Here is a 17,712-nt window from a genome sequence, read left to right as displayed (position 1 = left end):
TAAATGGCCTGTCAGCCTGGCGACGGTGGAGGCTCGACCACGAGCGGCACGTTTTGCGTGGCCGCGCTGATCTGTTCCAGCGGTATTTTTGGCGTCCGGTCTGCGTTCAGCAGTCCGTTCGCCTCCTGGAATGTGTCGGCAAACTGCGTGTAACAGAAGCCGCTGAACATCTGCGTGGAACCGACAACTTCCAGCAGCTCGCGGTAAGCCTTGTAGAAAGCTTCCGCAGTGTTCGCGCGCGCATACCCCCAGGTCTTGTGTGCGGGCGCTTTGGGATCGAAGGCCATGCCGCCGAATTCCGTCAGCACGATGGGCTGGCCGCGGTGCGGGAAGCCATCGAGCGTGAGAATGCGGCCGCCGGGACGGCGCTGGTCGAACAGCGTGCGCGCCGGATCCGTGACTTCGTAGCGGGCCTTCAGCCGCTGCGGATCATTGTCGTAATCGTGGATGCCCAGGATATCGGTGGCCGAGGCCTCCCAGCCATCGTTTCCGATCACGGGACGGGTCGAATCGAGCATGCGCGTCATGTGGTACAGCGCCTCGACGGCATTGCGATGTGCCTGCATCGACGTCAGGTTTGGAACGCCCCACGATTCGTTGAACGGCACCCACACGATTACGCATGGATGGCTATAGTCGCGGGCAATGGCTTCGCCCCACTCGTGGAGCAGGCGGGTCATGGCGCGCGGGCTGAAGGCATAAGCGGAAGGCATTTCCTCCCACACCAGCAAACCCAGTTTGTCCGCCCAGTAGAGGTAGCGCGGATCCTCGATTTTCTGGTGCTTGCGCACCCCGTTGAAGCCCATGGCCTTGGCCAGCTCGACGTCGCGCTTCAAAGCCGCGTCGTTGGGCGCCGTCATGAGGCCATCGGGCCAGTAACCCTGGTCGAGCACCAGGCGCAAGGGGTAGGGACGGCCGTTCAGCATGAAGCGGTCGCGGTTGATGGCAACGGAGCGCAGGGCCGTGTAGGAACGGATGGTTTCGAGCACGGTGCCAGCGCAGCGCAGGGTGAGCTCCGCATCGAGCAGGGTTGGCCGCTCAGGGCTCCACAGCAGCACATTGCGCGAATCATCGATGCCCGGATCGGAAATCGCGATCTTGCGGTTGGCCTCCTGGCCCATCAGCTTGTAGTAGTCGTCCGCCAGCAGCTGGCCGTCGTGCCACAGCTTGACTTCGACCGTGAGGCCGTCGTGGCGATCGCCGGCGGCCTGGATCTCGCAGCCGATTTCGAAGCCGTCGAAATACGGGGTCCAGCGGATGGTCTTGATATAGGTGGACGGCACCTGTTCCAGCCACACGGTCTGCCAGATGCCTGTGGTGCGGGGATACCAGATCGAGTGGGGCTCGCGCAGCCAGTCCTGCTTGCCGCGCGGCTTGGCCAGGTCCTGCGGATCGTCTTCCGCCTGCACGACGATGGTCTGGGCCTTGCCCTCGATCAGGGCATCGGTGATGTCGGCGCAGAAGGAGGTGTGGCCGCCTTCGTGGATGCAGACCAGCTTGTTGTTGACCCACACGCGGCTGTGGTAGTCCACGGCGCCAAAGTGCAGCAGCGTGCGCGTGCCGCGCAGCGCCAGGTCGAAGGTGCGGCGGTACCAGACGACATTGTGGAAGCCTTCGTCGCCGATGCCGCTCAGCCGGGACTCGGGGCAGAAGGGGACGTTGATCTGGTGCGTCCACTGGATTTCCTGCTCCGGCTGGCTGTAGCGCCGTTCGTCGTCAAAGGCAAATTCCCAAGGGCCGTTCAGGCATTGCCAGTTGCTGCGCACGAGTTGCGGGCGCGGATATTCGAAATCGCTCATATCGTTCCTCGCTTGGTTCGGGGCGGAGGTATCAGGACGGAGGCCGAGCCGCCGGCGGCGTTGACCCGCTGCACGGCGAACTGGCCGGCATCGTCCGCCAGTCCATGGCGGCACAGGGCGACACAGGCGCCGCCGAAGCCGGCGCCCGTCAGGCGCGCGCCAAGGACGGCCGGGTGGGCACGCAGGGCCTCGGTAAGGGTATCCAGCGCTGCAATCGAGACTTCGTAGTCGTCGCGCAGGCTGGCGTGGGATTCGTTCATCAGCTGGCCAAAGCGCCCGGCGCTGATCTCGCCGCAGGCTTCCATGACCCGCATGTTTTCGGTGACAACGTGACGTGCACGTTCGCGCAGTGGCGAAGGCAAGGCTTCCACGTCTTCCAGCCGGGTGACGTCGCGCAGCGAGGGCACGCCCAGCATGTGGGCCGCCTGTTCGCATTCGGCGCGGCGCTCGTTGTATTTGCTGGCCGCCAGCGTGCGCGCCACGCCGGAGTCGACCACGAGAACCTCAGTGTTCGCGGGCAGCGGCAGCAGGCGGGTGTCGAGCGAGCGCGCGTCCAGGAAGAGCATATGTTCGCTGTCCGCCAGGCTGGCTGCCATCTGGTCCATGATGCCGCAGTTGACGCCCGCATACTGGATCTCGGCCTGCTGCGCAATCCTGGCGATGCTCACGCCGTCGAGATTCAATTTCAGCAGTTCGTTCAGGGCGCGCAGCGTGGCCACTTCCAGCGCCGCGCTGCTGGAAAGGCCGGTGCCGAGGGCCAGGTTGGAGTGCACATAGATGCGCAGCGGTGGCACGGTCACGCCGCGCTGTTCGAGCAGGCGGATGCAGCCTTCGATGTAGCGCCCGAAGCCGGGCGGCGCCCTATCGTGGGGAGCGAAATCGCAGCGCTCATCCAGCGTGGCGGAATACAGGTGGAAACGGCCGTCGTCGCTGGGACCCAGCATCACGTCGGTACGCTGGGGCGTGGCGATCGGCAGCATGAAGCCGTCGTTGTAGTCGGTATGCTCGCCGAGCAGGTTGACTCGGCCAGGAGCCCAGCTGTGGGCAGTTGCCGTGCCCGTGAAGTATTCGGCCGGCGATCTCATGCGCCCTCCAGGCTTACCGGGACCTGCATCAGTTCCGCCGCCTTTTCCTCGGGCAGCACGTCCATCGCGAACATGCCGGCGCCAAGCTCGGTACCCGCCAGGTACTTCAGGCGTTCCTTGGTGCGGTAGGGTGGGTAGACTCCGCATGCAGCTGGGTTTCCGGGTGCGGCTGCCCATCCGTCGGCGCCTGGTACCAGGCCATCAGGTAAGGGAAGGGACGCTGCCACAAACCGTCGAACTTCAGGAGCACGGTCTTCAGCGCGCGCGCCAGATCGCGGCGCTGGAAGTCATTCAGCTCCGTGAAGCTTGAGCAGGGCTGGATCGGCATCACCCACACTTCATACGGATAGCGCGCGCACACGGGCACAAACGCCACCGAGTGTTCGCTGCGGTAGACCACGCGCAAACCTTCGCGCAGCTCTTCTTCGGCCATATGCACGAGCAGGGACTTGCCGTTCTTGTCGTGAAAGGTCTTTTCCTGGGCCAGCATGCGTGCAGGCACCGGCGGAACGAAGGGATAGGAATAGATCTGCCCGTGCGGATGGTGCAGTGTGACGCCTACTTCCGCGCCGCGGTTCTCGAAAGGCAGCACGTACTGGATGCCGCCGCGGCCCTGTACGCGGCTGGTGCGGTCGGCCCAGACCTGCAGCAGCAGTTCGATGCGACCGACGTCGAGGCGGGATAAGGCGGCGTCGGGGTCCTGTGTGAAGACCACCACTTCGCAGTGTCCGGCCGCGGGCGCGGTCGGCACGTGCAGCTGGGGCGCATCATGGGCGGACAGCGCGAGCGAGGGGAAGCGGTTGTCGAATACGGCGATCTCATAATCGCCGGCCGGCAGTTCGGTTGGCGCGGCTTCATCGACGGTGACCGCCAACGGGTTGTACTGCGGCGGCGGCAGGAAAGTGCGGTTCTGCCGGAAGGCGGCATAGGTCACCCATTCGCCGCGCAGCGGGTGCCAGCGCAGATGCGGATTGGCGTTCAGAGGCTCAGCAAAAGGGCTGGGCGCCGATGGGATCGCCGCTATCGCGGTACGGCTGTAAAGCGTGATTTGCCGACCGTCCGGCTTGACCAGGTCGAGTGCGTGCATGGACAGAATCTCCTGCGCCATAGTGGGGCGCGTCGGGAAATCCTATCAATTCGCTGCGCTGCGGGAGGTCAATTCCGCGCTGCAAGAAACCCCCGGGATGGACTCAGCAGTATGTGACAATTCGTCACTCGCCGGGCAACCACGCCAACTGCAGTGGCGGCATCTACCGCCCGTAGGACTGGTCCTTCAAAGCGACACGGCGTCCGCCGACAGGGCGGCAAGCGATCCTCCGCAGAGTCAGGCGCCGATCCAGCTGTACTTGAAGGTGAACACTGCAGCAATAATCCATACGATAGGCTTCACTTCGCGCGCGCGGCCGGTCAGCAGTTTCAGCGCGGCATAGGTAATAAAGCCGAAGGCAATACCGTGTGCAATGGAGTAAGTAAAGGGAATCAGCAGGGCCGTGATTGCTGCCGGCACACTTTCGGTGGTTTCACTCCAGTCCACATCCACCAGGTCGTGCAGCATTAGGCAGGCCACGTACAGCAGGGCCGGCGCTGTGGCATAGGGCGGCACCACGCCGGCCAGCGGGGCGATGAACAGGCACGCGAGGAAAAGCAGGGCCACGACCAGGGCGGTGAGACCGGTGCGCCCACCGGCCTGCACGCCGGCGGCGCTTTCCACATAAGCCGTGGTGCTCGAGGTGCCCATTGCGGAACCGGCGACGATGGCAACGCTGTCCCCCAGCAGTGCCTTGTTCAGGCGCTGCATCTTTCCGCTGACGAGCAGGCCGGCGCGGTTGGCCACCCCCATCAGGGTGCCAGTGGCATCGAACAGTTCAACCAGGAAGAAGACCAGGACCACATTGATGATGCCTACGCCCAGGGCGCCTTGCACGTCCAGTTTCATCAGCGTTGGCGCCAGCGATGGCGGCGCCGAGACGATGCCGGCGAACTTGTTCCCGCCGAAGAAGAAGCTCAGGATGGTGACGACAACGATGCCGATCAGGATGGCGCCGCGTATTTTCAGCCTGTCCAGCGTGACGATCAGGAGGAAGCCGACGATGGCCAGCAGCGGCGGCGCCTTGTGCAGATCGCCCACGCCGACCATGGTCGCCGGATTGGCCGTAACGATGCCGGCGCTTTTCAGCGCGATCAGGGCCAGGAATAGTCCAAGGCCCACCGTGATGGCTGTGCGCAGCGAGCGCGGAATGCCATTCACGATCATTTCGCGCAGCCCGAAGATGCTGACCAGGATGAACAGGCAGCCGGAGATGAACACGGCGCCCAGCGCCACGGGCCAGGCGATGCCCATGCCCAGCACCACGGCGTAGGCGAAGTAAGCGTTCAGCCCCATGCCGGGGGCCATGGCGATCGGATAGTTGGCGTACAGGCCCATGATGGCCGTACCCAGAGCCGCGGCGAGGCAGGTGGCAACAAAGACCGATTCCTTCGGCATGCCCGCATCGCCAAGGATGGTGGGGTTGACGAAGATGATATAGGCCATGGTCAGGAAGGTGGTGACGCCGGCCACCACTTCGGTGCGCACGTCGGTTTTGGCTTCCTGGAGTCTGAATAGTTTTTCTGCGATGGACACGGCGGCTCCCGGCGAATTGTTCTTTGTTTGCAAGGATACCATTAGCGCTCCGTGAGCTGCCAGCGGCCATGGACCCAGCTTAGTTCGTGCGTTGGCTGGAGGGCTTGCAGGAAGCGCCTGTCGTGGCTGACGATGGCCATAGCGCCAGGATAGTCCTTCAGCGCCTGTTCCAGCGCGTCGGTGGACGCCAGGTCGAGGTGGTTGGTCGGTTCGTCCAGCAGCAGGAGCTGGGCCGGCTCCTTGCGCCACAGCGCACAGGCCAGGGCTGCTTTCAGCTTTTCACCGCCGCTAAGGTGGCCGACTGGGGTGGACACCGCCGCTGGGCCGAGGCCGAGCAGGGCGAGGTGGCTGCGCAGGGTGCCTTCCTGCAGCGGCGAGTCCAGGTCGCGGAGCGCATCGAGCACGCTTTGGCCGGGCTGCAGCGCGGATGCGTGCTGGTCCAGCCAGGCGAAGGGAACGAGGGCCCTTGCGCTACCCTCGCGCGGCGTGACTTCGCCCGCCAGCATGCGCAGCAGTGTCGACTTGCCGCAGCCGTTGGGTCCAGTGATTGCCAGGCGTGCGGGCCCGGCAAGCGTTAAAACCAAAGGCGTAACCCAAGTGTCTGCCACATCGTGGCAGACACTAGCTCTTTGCCTTGGGTTTTCGGAAGCGCCGCCGGCCCGCCACGGTGGAACGGCCGACTCAAAAGCAAACACCCTTCGGCCGGCGGGGACGGCGGTGCCGGGCATCAGGAGCGCGCGGGCTGCTGCCGGCTGCACACGCGCGGCCGCAGCGCGTACCGCCGCGTCGAGCGCATCGCGGGTTTCGGCGCGGTGGACGGCATCTCGCCCGGCCGAAGCCTGGGCATCCGATTTGAGCTTGCCCCGCACGATGGCCGGCATGTTCGCATCCTTGCCCGCGCGGCTGTTACGGGCAGCGCGAGACTGCTGCGCATCGTGACGCTCGCGTTGTTCGCGCAGGGAGTTGAGGCGTTCCGTGCGGGCATGAGCGAGCGCGTCCAGCGCGGCGGCTCGCTCCCCGTTGCGCTGGCTGCGGTAAAGAGTGTAGTTGCCGCCGTAGACGCACAGGCCCTGTGCGGACAGCTCCACGATAGCGTCCACTGCTTCGAGCAGCTTGCGGTCATGGCTGATCACCAGGGTGTTGCGAGGCCAGGCGCGCAGGCTGGCGATCAGCCAGTCGCGACCCGCGCGGTCCAGGTGGTTACTGGGTTCATCAAGCAGCAGCCAGTCGGCGCCGGACTGGAAGGCGCCCGCGAGCGACACGCGCGTCAGTTCGCCGCCACTGAGGTGGGCCGCGCTGTCGCCAGGCGCAAGGCCAGGCAGGCCGCAGGCTTGCAGCGCGGCCTCGAAGTCGGCCAGTGTCGTCCAGCGGCCATCGAGCAGTTCGAAATCCGCCTCGACAGCGGCGCCGGCGGACATGCGCTCGGTCGCGGCCAGCAGCGCGCCAAGGCCTGCGACATCGGCCACTGTGGCGGCACGGTGTGCAGCCGGCGACTGCGCGACGTAATGCAGGTCGCCGGCAACCGCGATGCTGCCGGCGTCCGGCACAGCCAGACCGGCGATCGCGCGCGCCAGCATGCTTTTACCGGAGCCGTTCGCTCCTACAATGCCGGTCAGCCCCGGCGCAAACGTGTGCGAGACGCCGGAAAGCAGCACGCGGCCGTCGCCAAGGCGCAGCGTAAGCTGGCGAAGTTCGATAAAGGGGATCGCCGCGCGCGCGGCGGCAGAAAAGTAACGGCCATACAAGCTCCCGGAAGACGATGCGGCGCAGCGCGGCAGTGCCGGTGCGTGCTCTTGCGAAGTGGGGGCTCAGATGGTCATTTGGGGTGGGTGCTCCGAAGCGAACGCCGTCCGGAGTGGACAGCGTTCGCAAGTTTAGACGCAAATCACGGCAGATTCAAGGCCTGCTGTGCGCAGGCCTGGCGCTTCAGGCCGATTCTTCGGGCGGCTCTTCGTACAGCTGCGAGAAAATGCGTCCTGCCATCAGGCCGAGCGGCACGTGGTGCAGTGCCGGCGTGAGGCGGCTGGCGAGCAGGGACATGGCTTCCTCCTGCGTCGGCGAAGACGCCACCTGTGCCTCGAGCAGGCCAAGCTCATTGTCGATGCTTTCCCACGCGTGTTCGTCCTCCGGGAATTCGTGACGGATTACTGCACGAGGATTGTGCTCGCGGCGGCGTACCGGTGGTTCCTGCGGCTGCTCGCCTTCCGCGTCGGCGGCCGGCGCGGGAACTGCCGCGGCGGAAGCCCCGGGAGCGCTGGCTGCGCTGGCGTCCTGGGCGGCGGCGACCGGCTCGGTGCCGAGGCCATGCAGGCTGTAACCGAGGCATACCCGCTGCAGGAAGCTGTCCGGGTCCTGCATGTGCGGCAAGAGTTGTTGCAGGCAATCGATAGCCGCCTGATCGGCGGCCGCCGGGGGTTCCAGCAGGTAGCAGGGAATGCCAAGTTCGCGCAATTCGTCGGCGACGGATGGACGATACAGTGGTTGATTCGCAACACCCAGGTGGTATCCGAGCAGCTCCGGCAGCATGGCGTCACCGCAGCACGACAATGCCAGGCGCAGCGCGCCCTGCACGAAATGCTCGTCTTCCTGTTCCTGCCACTGCACGCAGCCCTGGACGGCGAGCAGCTGTCGCGCGCGTAAGACACGGTTCCAGTCCGGCACGCCTTTGCCCACGTATTCGAGATAAACCCGCACCAGCGGCTGCAGCGCTTCCACATCCCAGTGCTGCATTACGCCGTATAGCCAGGCGCCCTCGGCCAGCATGGCCGGCGCTGCATTGCACAGGAAGCGGCGCGCCTCGTTGCGGCTGGCGAAGTAGCGGCGCGGCGTGCCGGCAGTACGCATATCGCGGTAGCTTTGTTGCTGCAATTCGCGTTCGCGGTTGCGCTGCGCCAGCCATTGCGGCCACTCGTCCGGCACGGCGGGCAGGTCGCAGGGCAGGGCGGAGGCTTGGTCCAGGCAGCGCTCGAGGTAAGAATGGGCCTGCTCGCGGTCATTCTGTTCGCGCAGCAGCAGATAGAGCTGTCGCGCCGTCAGGACAGAGGGAGCAGCGTGGCCGTTGCGGCGGACGTGTTCTATAGTTGTCATAATAGTAAAAAGTATGGCCGTGGTGCAGTCTAATGACTAGCGGCATTCATCCCGTCGGCTTGTAAGATTTGGCTTACACGCGTGTAGAATCCAGTGTATGTCTGACTTCCCGCATCCGCCAGCCCCCGACCTGAGCAATCGCATGCATCAGATCTTCCCTTTATTGAACGAAGGGCAGATGCGGCGCGTTGCGCGCTACGGTACGACCGTGTGCATTGCAGCGGGAGAGTATCTGTATCACCAGGGCGAGCGCCACACCTCGATGTTCGTGATTGTCTCCGGCGAAATCGAAGTGACGCGGCAGGCGCCCCTGGGCGTGCATTCGCTGGGGCGGCATGGCCGCGGCCTGTTCACCGGCGACACCGGCACGCTGGCCGGGCGTGCCAGCAGCGCCACAGTGCGCGCGGTAAGCGAAGTGGTGGCGGTAAGGATCGACGAGGAAGCCGTGCGCACCCTGGTCGTGTCGGAGGCGGAGCTGAGCGAGTTGATCATGCGCGCCTTCATCCTGCGGCGCGTGTCGTTTTTCAACGACCGGCAGGCTGGCGTCATTGTTATCGGCACCCAGTCGTCGGCCTCCACCTTGCGCGTGCGCGAATTCCTGACCCGTAACTTGCAGCCTTCCGCCTATTTCGACATGGCCACGCACGAAGGCACGGCCGATATCATGGCGCGTTTCGGCATCACGGAAGACGATGCGCCGGCCGTGGTGACCCAGTCCGGCCAGGTCCTGAAAAAGCCGACCATGCGGCAGCTGGCCGATGCGGTCGGCATCAGCGCCGACCGGCTCAAGGGCGAGAAATACGATGTCGTGGTGGTGGGCGCGGGCCCGGCAGGCCTGGCTTCGGCGGTATACGGCGCGTCGGAAGGCTTGCGCGTGGCCGTGCTGGATGCGAAGGCGCCCGGCGGACAAGCCGGCGCCAGCTCGCGCATCGAGAACTACTTCGGCTTCCCCACCGGGATTTCCGGCCAGGCGCTGGCCGGCCGCGGACTGACGCAGGCCCGCAAGTTCGGCGCCGAGGTGGCGGTGCCGGTCGAAGTGCGCCGTGTCGATTGCGGTGGTCCAGGCGAAGACTTCACGATCCACATGGACGACGGCGAGTGCGTGTACGCGCGCTCGATCGTGATTGCCACCGGCGCCCGCTATCGCAAGCCGGATTTGCCCGAGCTTGGGCGCTACGAAGGGCGCGGCGTGTATTACGCGGCATCCTTCATGGAGGCGCAGTTCTGCCACCAGGAGGAAGTGGTGGTCGTTGGCGGCGGCAATTCGGCAGGCCAGGCTGCGGTCTTCCTGGCATCCCACGTCAAGCATGTGCACATCATGGTGCGCTCGGAAGGCCTGGCCGCCAGCATGTCGCGCTACCTGATACAGCGCATCGACGCCATTCCCAACATCACGCTGCACACGCGCAGCCGGATCGTGGAACTGAAGGGCGAAGGCCGCCTGGAATCCATACGATGCCGCATGGATGGATCACCGGAAGTGATCGCGAAGCCGATCTGCCATGTTTTCCTCTTCCTCGGCGCGGAACCCAACACCGGGTGGCTGGCTGATTGTGTGGCGCTGGATGACCGCGATTTCGTGCTGACCGGGCCACAGATCCCGGACGGGGCCTGGCCGCTGGAGCGCCTGCCGCATCCGCTGGAGACCAGCAATCCCGGCATCTTCGCCGTGGGCGATGTGCGCAGCGGTTCCGTCAAGCGGGTGGCGGCTGCCGTGGGTGAGGGCTCGGCGGCCATCCAGTCGCTGCACCGCGTGCTGGCGGGAGTGGCGGATGCTTGACGGGATGTCGATGGACCAGCTGCGGACCTTCATAGCCGCCGCTGACGAAGGAAGCTTTTCCGCCGCCGGCCGCAAGCTGCGCCGGGCACAATCGGTGGTGAGCCAGACACTGGCCAACCTGGAGTTGCAGGTCGGCTTTGCCCTGTTCGATCGCAGCGGGCGTTATCCGATCCTGACCGAGCAGGGACGTGCACTGCTGGATGATGCACGCGTCGCCGCCAGCAGCATGGATGGCTTCAAGGCGCGCGCCCGCTCACTGGCCGAAGGGCTGGAACCGGAATTGTCCGTGACGGTGGACGTGATGTTCCCCATCGCGCGCCTGACCGACGCGGTGCGCTGCTTCCACAGTGAATTCCCGAATACGCCGTTGCGCCTGGGCGTGGAGGCGTTGGGCGCCGTGGTGCAGCCGGTGCTGGATGGCAGCGCGCGTCTGGGCATTGTCGGTTCTTTTCCGGAGGCGCCCGCCGGTTGCGACAGCCAGTTCCTGTTCGCGGTGCCGGCCGTGGTGGTGGCCGCGCCCGGCCACCCGCTGGCCGCCGTGCGCGGCACCGTCACGCGCCGGGTCGCGTCGCGCCATGTGCAACTGATCCTCACTGATCGTTCGGAGCTTACGGCGGGGCGCGACTATGGTGTGATGAGCGCCCAGGGCTGGCGCCTGGCCGACCTTGGGGCCAAGCACGCCTTCCTGAAAGCAGGTCTGGGCTGGGGCAGCATGCCCCTGCATATGGTGGAAGAGGATCTGGCGCAAGGCGCCCTGGTGCGGCTGGAGCTGGAAGCCAGCCCGGTGCTGGGTGCGGCCTTCTCCATGCACGCCTTGCACCGCCGCGATGCGCCGCCCGGGCCGGCGGGCCGCCGCTTTATCGAGTTGCTGAAACAGCGCTGAGCGCCTCCGCATGGCGGCCGGCGTCGATCATATAGCCATTGCGCCCGCGCCGTTTGGTTTCGTACAGCGCCGCGTCGGCGCGCCCGATCAGGCCACCTGAAGTCTCGCCGCCACCCTGGTAGAGCGCCACGCCAAAGCTGGTGGTCACGTGCAGCGTCTTGCCGTTGAATCTGAAGTCCGGCGCGATGGCGCTCACGATCTTCTCGGCCAGCACCGTCACTTCCTCGGGCTGGCGGATGTTCTCGAAGATGATGACGAATTCGTCGCCGGCCAGGCGCGCCACCATATCCGTGGCGCGGATGCTGTTGGCAAGGCGCAGCGCGAATTCCTTCAGCACTTCATCGCCGGCGCCGTGGCCTTGCGTGTCGTTGATGGTCTTGAAATCGTCGATGTCGAGATAGGCGAGCGCCATCTGGCTGTCCTGGCGCCGCACACGCTCGATGGCCTGGTCCAGCGCCTCTTCGAACTGGCGGCGGTTGGCGATGCCGGTCAGGGGATCGCGCCGGGCCTGCTGGGTGAGTTCCGCTTCGATTTCCCGCGCGCGCGTCACGTCGTGGGTCAGGGCATAGACGGCGGGTACGCTGCCGTCCTTGCGCACATCAGGCACGAAGGTGGTCTCGAGGATGCGTGGCGCGCCATTGAGCCGCGCGTGCGCTTCGTGCACCGTCACCTCGCCCTTAAAGGCCAGGTCGATGGCGGGCCGCGCCTGCTCGTAATAGCGGAAGCCGATCACCGTGCTGACGGGGCGACCGGCCAGGCTGTCCGGATCGAGGCCCAGCCAGCGTTGGTAGGTCGCGTTGCCGAACTGGAGATAGCGCTCGCTGTCGATGGCCGAGATCATCACCGGCAGGTGGTCGGTGATCAGTTTCAGGCGCTGTTCGCTGGCGGCCTGGGTGAGCTCCGCGATCTTGCGCTCCGTGATGTCCACGGATGTCAGGTAAACGCCGGCCACGCTGCCATCCGGCGCGAAGTCGGGAATCATATGGGTCATCAGGTGCATGTGGCGGCCCAGTTCTTCGCCTTCGCGCTCAAGCTGGACAGGCTTGCCGGACATGGCCAGCTCGAACTGGGGGCGCCAGCGCTCCATCACTTCCGGCCCGAATACTTCAGCCACGCTGCGGCCTATCATGTCTTTCGGATCGAGGCCAAGCAGGTAGCGGTAATGTTCGTTGGTGAAGCGGTAGTGCAGATCGCGGTCCACATAGGCGATCAGGGCCGGGATGTTATCGGCGATCATGCGGGCGCGGTGTTCGCTTTCGCGCAGCCGGTCCTGGGTTGCCTGGCGTTCGGCGGTCAGCTCATACAGCGCTTCGCTGACTTCGCCGATTTCATCCTTGCGGCCAGTGCGCAGCTGGCTGATATCGCCGCCCTTCGTGCGCACCGATTGCAGGCCGGCGCGCAGGCGTTCCAGCGGCGCCAGCAGGCGGTCGATCACGAACCAGCTGAGCAGGCCGGCGACGGCGGCGAAAGCGGTGGCCGCGATGATGGCAGTCTGGCGCAGCGCGGACATTGGTGCAAAGGCTTCGGCGGTGGGGTAGCGCACGCCGACGATCCAGTTGGTCGCTTCCAGGCGCTTGTAGGAATAGATGCCTTCGTTGCCGTCCTTGTTGCGGGCCTCGACCCAGCCTTCGAATCCGGCCAGCGCCATCTCGGTGCCGGTGTTCTTGCCGGGACGGGCGTTGATGTGCTCCAGCAGGCGCGCCTTGTTGGGGTGGTTCACCAGGATGCCTTCGGTGGTCATGATGAACATGAAGCCCGTCTTGCCGGGGCGCATATTGTTGAACTGGCTGAAGAAGTCCGAATTGAGCAGGTCGATGCTGCCGGCGATCACGTACTGCACGTCGCCCCCGCTGTCGATCACGGGATGGGTCAGCACGACCACAGGGAGATTGGAGATCTTGCTGCGCACCGGTGGTGAAATCAGGCCGCGCTTGCTGTTCAGGGTTTGTTCGAAATAGGGGCGCGACGCCACGTTGAACTGGCGCGCCGCCAGTTCTTCGCGCATGGTCGCCACCATATTGCCTTGTTTATCGAATACGACGAGATTGGAGAATTCGGCGCGCGCCGATGGGTGGGCCTCGAAGGAGTGGCGGATGGTCTGTTCATTCGCCTTGCCGGCCGGGATGGCTTCGGCCAGGGTGGCCAGCATCAGGCGCTTGCCGGCCAGTTGTTCGTCGATATGGGCGGCAGCGGCGGAGAGCAGGCTGTATTGCTGCCGGCCGATGACCGCCTTCATGTCGCGCTCCGCCATCACCAGCGCTAGCCAGGTGACGATCACCGTTGCCGCCAGCACGAGCAGGATGACCACGCTGGACATGCGGAACTTGAGGCTTTGTGGTAAGAGGCTTCGTGTGCTCATCGGCTTCGGTGGCAGCAGGAATGGCCTAGTATTGCATACGCCGCTGCTCCTGGGGAGGGCCTTGTGCTCTAAAATACCGCCCGTGGCTCACTAATGAAACAATATGGCGCACATACATCTAGCCTGGGAACTTGGCGGCGGCCTTGGACACGCCGGCCGGCTGAAATCGCTGGCGCAAGTGCTATTGGAACGGGGTCACCGCGTGAGCCTGAGCCTGCGCGATCTGGGACATACGCAGCGCGTGCTGGAATCGCTGCCGGCGCCGAAATTTCAGGCGCCGGTCTGGCTGCACCGTACCGCGGGCATGCCGGCCAACCAGGCATCGCTGGCCGAAATCCTGATCCCCAGCGGCTATCTCGATGCTTCCGGCCTCGATGGCCTGTGCGGCGGCTGGCGCTCGCTGCTTTCAACCCTGAAGCCAGACCTCGTGGTTGGCGATTACGCGCCCACTGCGCTGCTGGCTGCGCGCAGCCTGGGACTGCCTTCCGCTTCGGTGGGCATCGGCTTTTACAGTCCGCCGCCGGGGAGGGCGCTGCCCAATCTGCGACCCTGGGAAAAGATCAGCGCGGCACGGCTGGAAGCGGCCGAAGAGCATGTGCTGCGCACGGCGAATGCGGTGCTAGCCCATCATCGCGCGCCCTTGCTTGCGCATGCCTGCGATATCCTGCTTGGCGACTCGGCGCTGCTGTGCACATGGCCGGAGCTGGATCATTATGGCCGGGCAGCTTCGTCGGCAGACTGGTACGGACCCAATTTCCTCGCCCGTACCGGCACGCCGCCGCATTGGCCGGCCGGTAGCGGTCCGAAAGTATTTGCCTATCTGAAGCGGGAGCACGCGGAGCATGCGGCCGTGCTGCAGGCGCTGGCCAGTCTCGGATGCCGCGTGGTTTGCTATTTGCCGGAGGTGGCGTCAGGCATGGCGCCGCCGGTGGCATCGGCCAATATCGTTTACGCCCGCGCGCCGGTGTCGCTGGATCAGGCGATGGCGGAAGCGGACCTTTGCGTTTGCCACGGCGGCGAGGCGACCCTGGTGCAGGCTTTGCTCGCCGGCGTCCCCTTGCTGATGCTGCCCATGCAGCTAGAGCAATTCCTGATTTGCCAGCGCGTGGATGCAGGCGGCGCAGGAGTCAATACGGCACGCCTGCGCGGTCCACTCGATTGGCCGGGGCTTGTGCGGCTCGTCCTTGGCGACGCACGATTCCGCGCTGCCGCTCACGCGTTTGCGGCGCGATACGCGGGCTTCAGCCAGCACGCCATGACGGCCCGCATCGTCGAGCAGTTCGAGCGGCAGCTGGCGGCACACTGAGGGCGCGGCTACTTGGGACGGGCGGGCTTGAGGTCCTCGTCGGCGCGATGAAGATGGCCAACGCGCAGCATGCGGACGGCGCGGGCCACGGCGCGGGCGGCGACCCGTACTTCCTCCTGGAAGTCTTCCGCCTTGTCCAGCGTATCGTGGCTGGTCGCGTAAGGCTCGTAATATCCCAGGTACCGGTCGAGCAGGGACAGGGCGCCCGCGTCGATCAGGCCCATCCACCCCAGCCAGTCGCTCAGGTTGCGCCGCAGGCTTTCGGCGCCGGCAACGTCGCCGTGCACGACCAGGCCAAATGCGCGGCCGGCCAGATGCTTGGGATAAGACCAGCCCTTGAGTTCCAGATCCTTGGCTTCCTCGGCCTTCTTGCCGTGCGTGCTGGACGGATCGGGATTGCCGCCGTCCGCGCACACCAGGCGGTCGATCATCAGCTTCAGCACGGACGGCGCCTGGTACCAGTAGACCGGCGTGAAAATGATTACGCCATGCGCCGACACCCACTGTTCGTAGATCTCGTTCATCCAGTCATTGACCTGGTTCAGGCTGTGATTGGGATAGCAGCTGCACGGCCAGTGGCACAGCGGCTGGGCCGTGGACACGCAGCCCTTGCAGGGATGGATATGCAGGTCGAACTCGGACGTGAGGCGGCTGAGGTCCAGCACATCGGTGCCGATACCTTCATCGGCCAGCGCGGCTTCGGCAATCCTCAGCATGCGCCAGGTCTTGGAGATTTCGCCGGGACAGGAACCGTCATTGCGCGCCGCGCCGCAGATGAGTAGCACGCGCGACGGCGTGGCGGGGTCCTTCTGCCGGGCCTCCGCCGCCTGCAGGCGGTCGCGCGCGGCCGTCCATTCCACGGACAATTCGTAGGAAGGGTCGGCATAACCGGGCCCGGCCGGCCTGGTCACCGGCGCCTTGCGGCCATCGCAATAGTTTTGCCAGGCCACGTCTTCCAGCGCGGCGACAGCATCGCGCACCTTGTCGAAGCGGGGATCGGCAAAAGTGCACGCGAATCTGGCGTGAAACTCAGCTCGTTCCAGTTTGCCGGGAGCCTGGCCCTTTCGCACTTGCGTCATCTTGGTCTCCTGTTATGGTTACCACTTTTGCATGACGCAGTTGTCGTGTCGGTGCGACAGCGTACTTACGGCGCGCTGCCAGGCTGCTGACTTGGGCCGTGGCGGCTGCCCCGATCCGGAATACGCCGACAGTTTCATTCAGCCGGCGTGCCTGGTCCTGCATCGTGCCTGCGGCCGCCGAAGCCTGCTCGACCAGGGCAGCGTTCTGCTGCGTGGTCTGGTCCATCTGCACGATGGCTTCGTTGATCTGCTCGATGCCCGCCAGCTGCTCGCGGCTCGCTTCGGCGATCTCGCCCATGATGTCCGTCACCCGCTGCACGCGCAGCACGATATCGGACATTGCTTCGCCTGCCTCGTCGACCAGCTTCGCGCCGGCGCCCACCTGTTCCACCGAATCGCCGATCAGCGCCTTGATTTCCCTCGCTGCTGCCGCCGAACGCTGGGCCAGGTTGCGCACTTCGCCCGCCACCACGGCAAAACCGCGGCCCTGTTCGCCAGCGCGGGCCGCCTCCACGGCCGCGTTCAGCGCCAGGATATTTGTCTGGAAGGCAATACCATCAATGACGGTGATGATATCCACGATCTTGCGCGAGGAAGCGTTAATCGACGCCATCGTGTCGACTACCCGGGCCACCACGTCGCCGCCTTTTCGGCCGCTTCGGACGCGGAAGCGGCAAGGGTGTTGGCCTGGCGGGCATTGTCCACATTCTGCCGGACCGTGGACGTGAGCTCCTCCATGGAGGAAGCCGTTTCCTCCAGTGCGCCCGCCTGTTGCTCGGTGCGGCTGGAAAGATCCATATTGCCGTGCGCAATCTCGCGCGAGGCGGTCGTGATCTGTTCCGTGCCGCCCCGTACTTCGCTGACGATTTTTTGCAGGCTGGCGTTCATGTCCTTCAGCGCCTGCGACAGCTGACCGATTTCATCTTCGGAGCGCACTTCTATATAGGAGCTGAGGTCACCCTCGGCGACGGTGCGCGCCACCTTGACGGCATGGCGCACCGGCCCCACGATGCCGCGCGTGATGTACCAGGCCGTCAGCAGGCTGAGGACGGCGCCCAGCACGCCGAGCACCATCATTGCCATGGTCGCCCGGCTGGCGGAACGGCTGGCACTGTCCGCCGCGTCGTTCATCAGCTCGCCCTGGAAGGCCAGCAGCCTGTCGATGGCGGCGAAATAGGCGAGTTGAGCCGGGCGCACTTCCTTGTTCATTGCGTGTATGGTGGCTTCCTGGTCGCCGGATCGCAGCGTTGCCAGCAGGGCGGTCTGGCGCCGGTCGTATTCCTGGCGCGCGGCCTGCAGCGCGGAATACAGCCGTTTTCCTTCCGGGTGGAGGAGGGTATCGCCTAAATTGTCCAGGGCAGAATCAGCGTCTTTTCCCAATTGGATGGAAGACTCTAATTCAGCGCGGGCTTCGGCGCCTTCCGGCATCAACAGCGCGTTTCTCAGGCTGCGCGCTTGTTGATTTAATAAGTCCTTGGACTGGTGCAAGATCTTAATCTTGTGATAGCGGTCGCCCGTTGTCAGCTCGATTTCGGATTTGACGAATTGCAGCGCGCCGACGCCCAGAGCGACAACGACTGCAAGCATGAAAGTGGTGAGTGAAAATGCGATGGTCAGCCGGTAACCGATTCTAATATTCGCGATATTCATATTAATTTATTGTGGATTTAAAAACCCCTGTCTCCCCCGGGGATTTATTTAGTGTATAAGA

General features: G+C 65.0%; 13 protein-coding genes. 3 read left to right on the top strand and 10 right to left on the bottom strand.

Annotated elements, in window-relative coordinates; all coding sequences use genetic code 11:
* Positions 1-11 precede the first annotated feature (11 nt).
* The 6 genes from ACHMW6_RS16925 to ACHMW6_RS16900 form a co-directional block, all read right to left on the bottom strand.
* Positions 12-1,799: a glycoside hydrolase family 2 protein gene (locus ACHMW6_RS16925; RefSeq protein WP_395408230.1), complete on the bottom strand. Its 1,788-nt coding sequence runs from the start codon at positions 1,797-1,799 to the stop codon at positions 12-14.
* A complete protein-coding gene (gene galK, locus ACHMW6_RS16920) occupies positions 1,796-2,884 on the bottom strand; it encodes a galactokinase (RefSeq protein WP_395408229.1) in 1,089 nt (362 codons plus the stop codon). The genes ACHMW6_RS16925 and galK overlap by 4 nt, the downstream gene beginning before the upstream one ends.
* Before the next feature lie 106 nt (positions 2,885-2,990).
* Positions 2,991-3,971: a galactose-1-phosphate uridylyltransferase gene (gene galT / locus ACHMW6_RS16915; protein WP_395408228.1), complete on the bottom strand. Its 981-nt coding sequence runs from the start codon at positions 3,969-3,971 to the stop codon at positions 2,991-2,993.
* A gap of 237 nt (positions 3,972-4,208) precedes the next feature.
* Entirely contained in the window at positions 4,209-5,501 is a 1,293-nt protein-coding gene (locus ACHMW6_RS16910) for an NCS2 family permease (RefSeq protein WP_395408627.1), read from the bottom strand.
* Between the two features lie 47 nt (positions 5,502-5,548).
* The gene (locus ACHMW6_RS16905) at positions 5,549-7,252 is read right to left on the bottom strand and encodes an ABC-F family ATP-binding cassette domain-containing protein (protein ID WP_395408227.1); all 1,704 of its coding nucleotides are present in this window, start codon (positions 7,250-7,252) and stop codon (positions 5,549-5,551) included.
* Positions 7,253-7,433: 181 nt separating this feature from the next.
* The gene (locus tag ACHMW6_RS16900) at positions 7,434-8,594 is read right to left on the bottom strand and encodes a hypothetical protein (RefSeq protein WP_395408226.1); all 1,161 of its coding nucleotides are present in this window, start codon (positions 8,592-8,594) and stop codon (positions 7,434-7,436) included.
* A gap of 97 nt (positions 8,595-8,691) precedes the next feature.
* On the opposite strand from ACHMW6_RS16900, the gene ACHMW6_RS16895 reads away from it, so the two are divergent.
* Together ACHMW6_RS16895 and ACHMW6_RS16890 are read left to right on the top strand one after the other, a co-directional pair.
* Entirely contained in the window at positions 8,692-10,374 is a 1,683-nt protein-coding gene (locus ACHMW6_RS16895) for an FAD-dependent oxidoreductase (protein WP_395408225.1), read from the top strand.
* The gene (locus ACHMW6_RS16890) at positions 10,367-11,257 is read left to right on the top strand and encodes a LysR family transcriptional regulator (RefSeq protein WP_395408223.1); all 891 of its coding nucleotides are present in this window, start codon (positions 10,367-10,369) and stop codon (positions 11,255-11,257) included. The genes ACHMW6_RS16895 and ACHMW6_RS16890 overlap by 8 nt, the downstream gene beginning before the upstream one ends.
* Here the strand turns inward: ACHMW6_RS16890 and ACHMW6_RS16885 are convergent.
* Positions 11,232-13,616, bottom strand: a complete 2,385-nt coding sequence (locus ACHMW6_RS16885) for a diguanylate cyclase domain-containing protein (protein WP_395408222.1) — start codon at positions 13,614-13,616, stop codon at positions 11,232-11,234. The two genes, ACHMW6_RS16890 and ACHMW6_RS16885, sit on opposite strands and share 26 nt — an antisense overlap.
* A gap of 103 nt (positions 13,617-13,719) precedes the next feature.
* Here ACHMW6_RS16885 and ACHMW6_RS16880 point away from each other — a divergent pair, with 103 nt between their 5' ends.
* Entirely contained in the window at positions 13,720-14,922 is a 1,203-nt protein-coding gene (locus ACHMW6_RS16880) for a glycosyltransferase (protein WP_395408221.1), read from the top strand.
* Positions 14,923-14,930: 8 nt separating this feature from the next.
* Here the strand turns inward: ACHMW6_RS16880 and ACHMW6_RS16875 are convergent, their stop codons facing one another.
* The 3 genes from ACHMW6_RS16875 to ACHMW6_RS16865 are packed head-to-tail and all read right to left on the bottom strand — an operon-like array spanning position 14,931 to position 17,651.
* On the bottom strand, positions 14,931-16,001 hold the full coding sequence (locus ACHMW6_RS16875; RefSeq protein WP_395408220.1) for a flavodoxin family protein: 1,071 nt from the start codon (positions 15,999-16,001) through the stop codon (positions 14,931-14,933).
* Positions 15,952-16,638, bottom strand: a complete 687-nt coding sequence (locus ACHMW6_RS16870; protein ID WP_395408219.1) for a methyl-accepting chemotaxis protein — start codon at positions 16,636-16,638, stop codon at positions 15,952-15,954. The genes ACHMW6_RS16875 and ACHMW6_RS16870 overlap by 50 nt, the downstream gene beginning before the upstream one ends.
* Positions 16,623-17,651, bottom strand: a complete 1,029-nt coding sequence (locus ACHMW6_RS16865) for a methyl-accepting chemotaxis protein (RefSeq protein WP_395408218.1) — start codon at positions 17,649-17,651, stop codon at positions 16,623-16,625. Before ACHMW6_RS16865 ends, ACHMW6_RS16870 begins: the two co-directional genes overlap by 16 nt.
* Positions 17,652-17,712: the final 61 nt, after the last annotated feature.

The sequence above is a fragment of the Pseudoduganella sp. UC29_106 genome, from assembly GCF_044055365.1.
Classification (GTDB): domain Bacteria; phylum Pseudomonadota; class Gammaproteobacteria; order Burkholderiales; family Burkholderiaceae_D; genus Rugamonas.
This window is presented reverse-complemented; position numbering and strand designations above follow the sequence as displayed.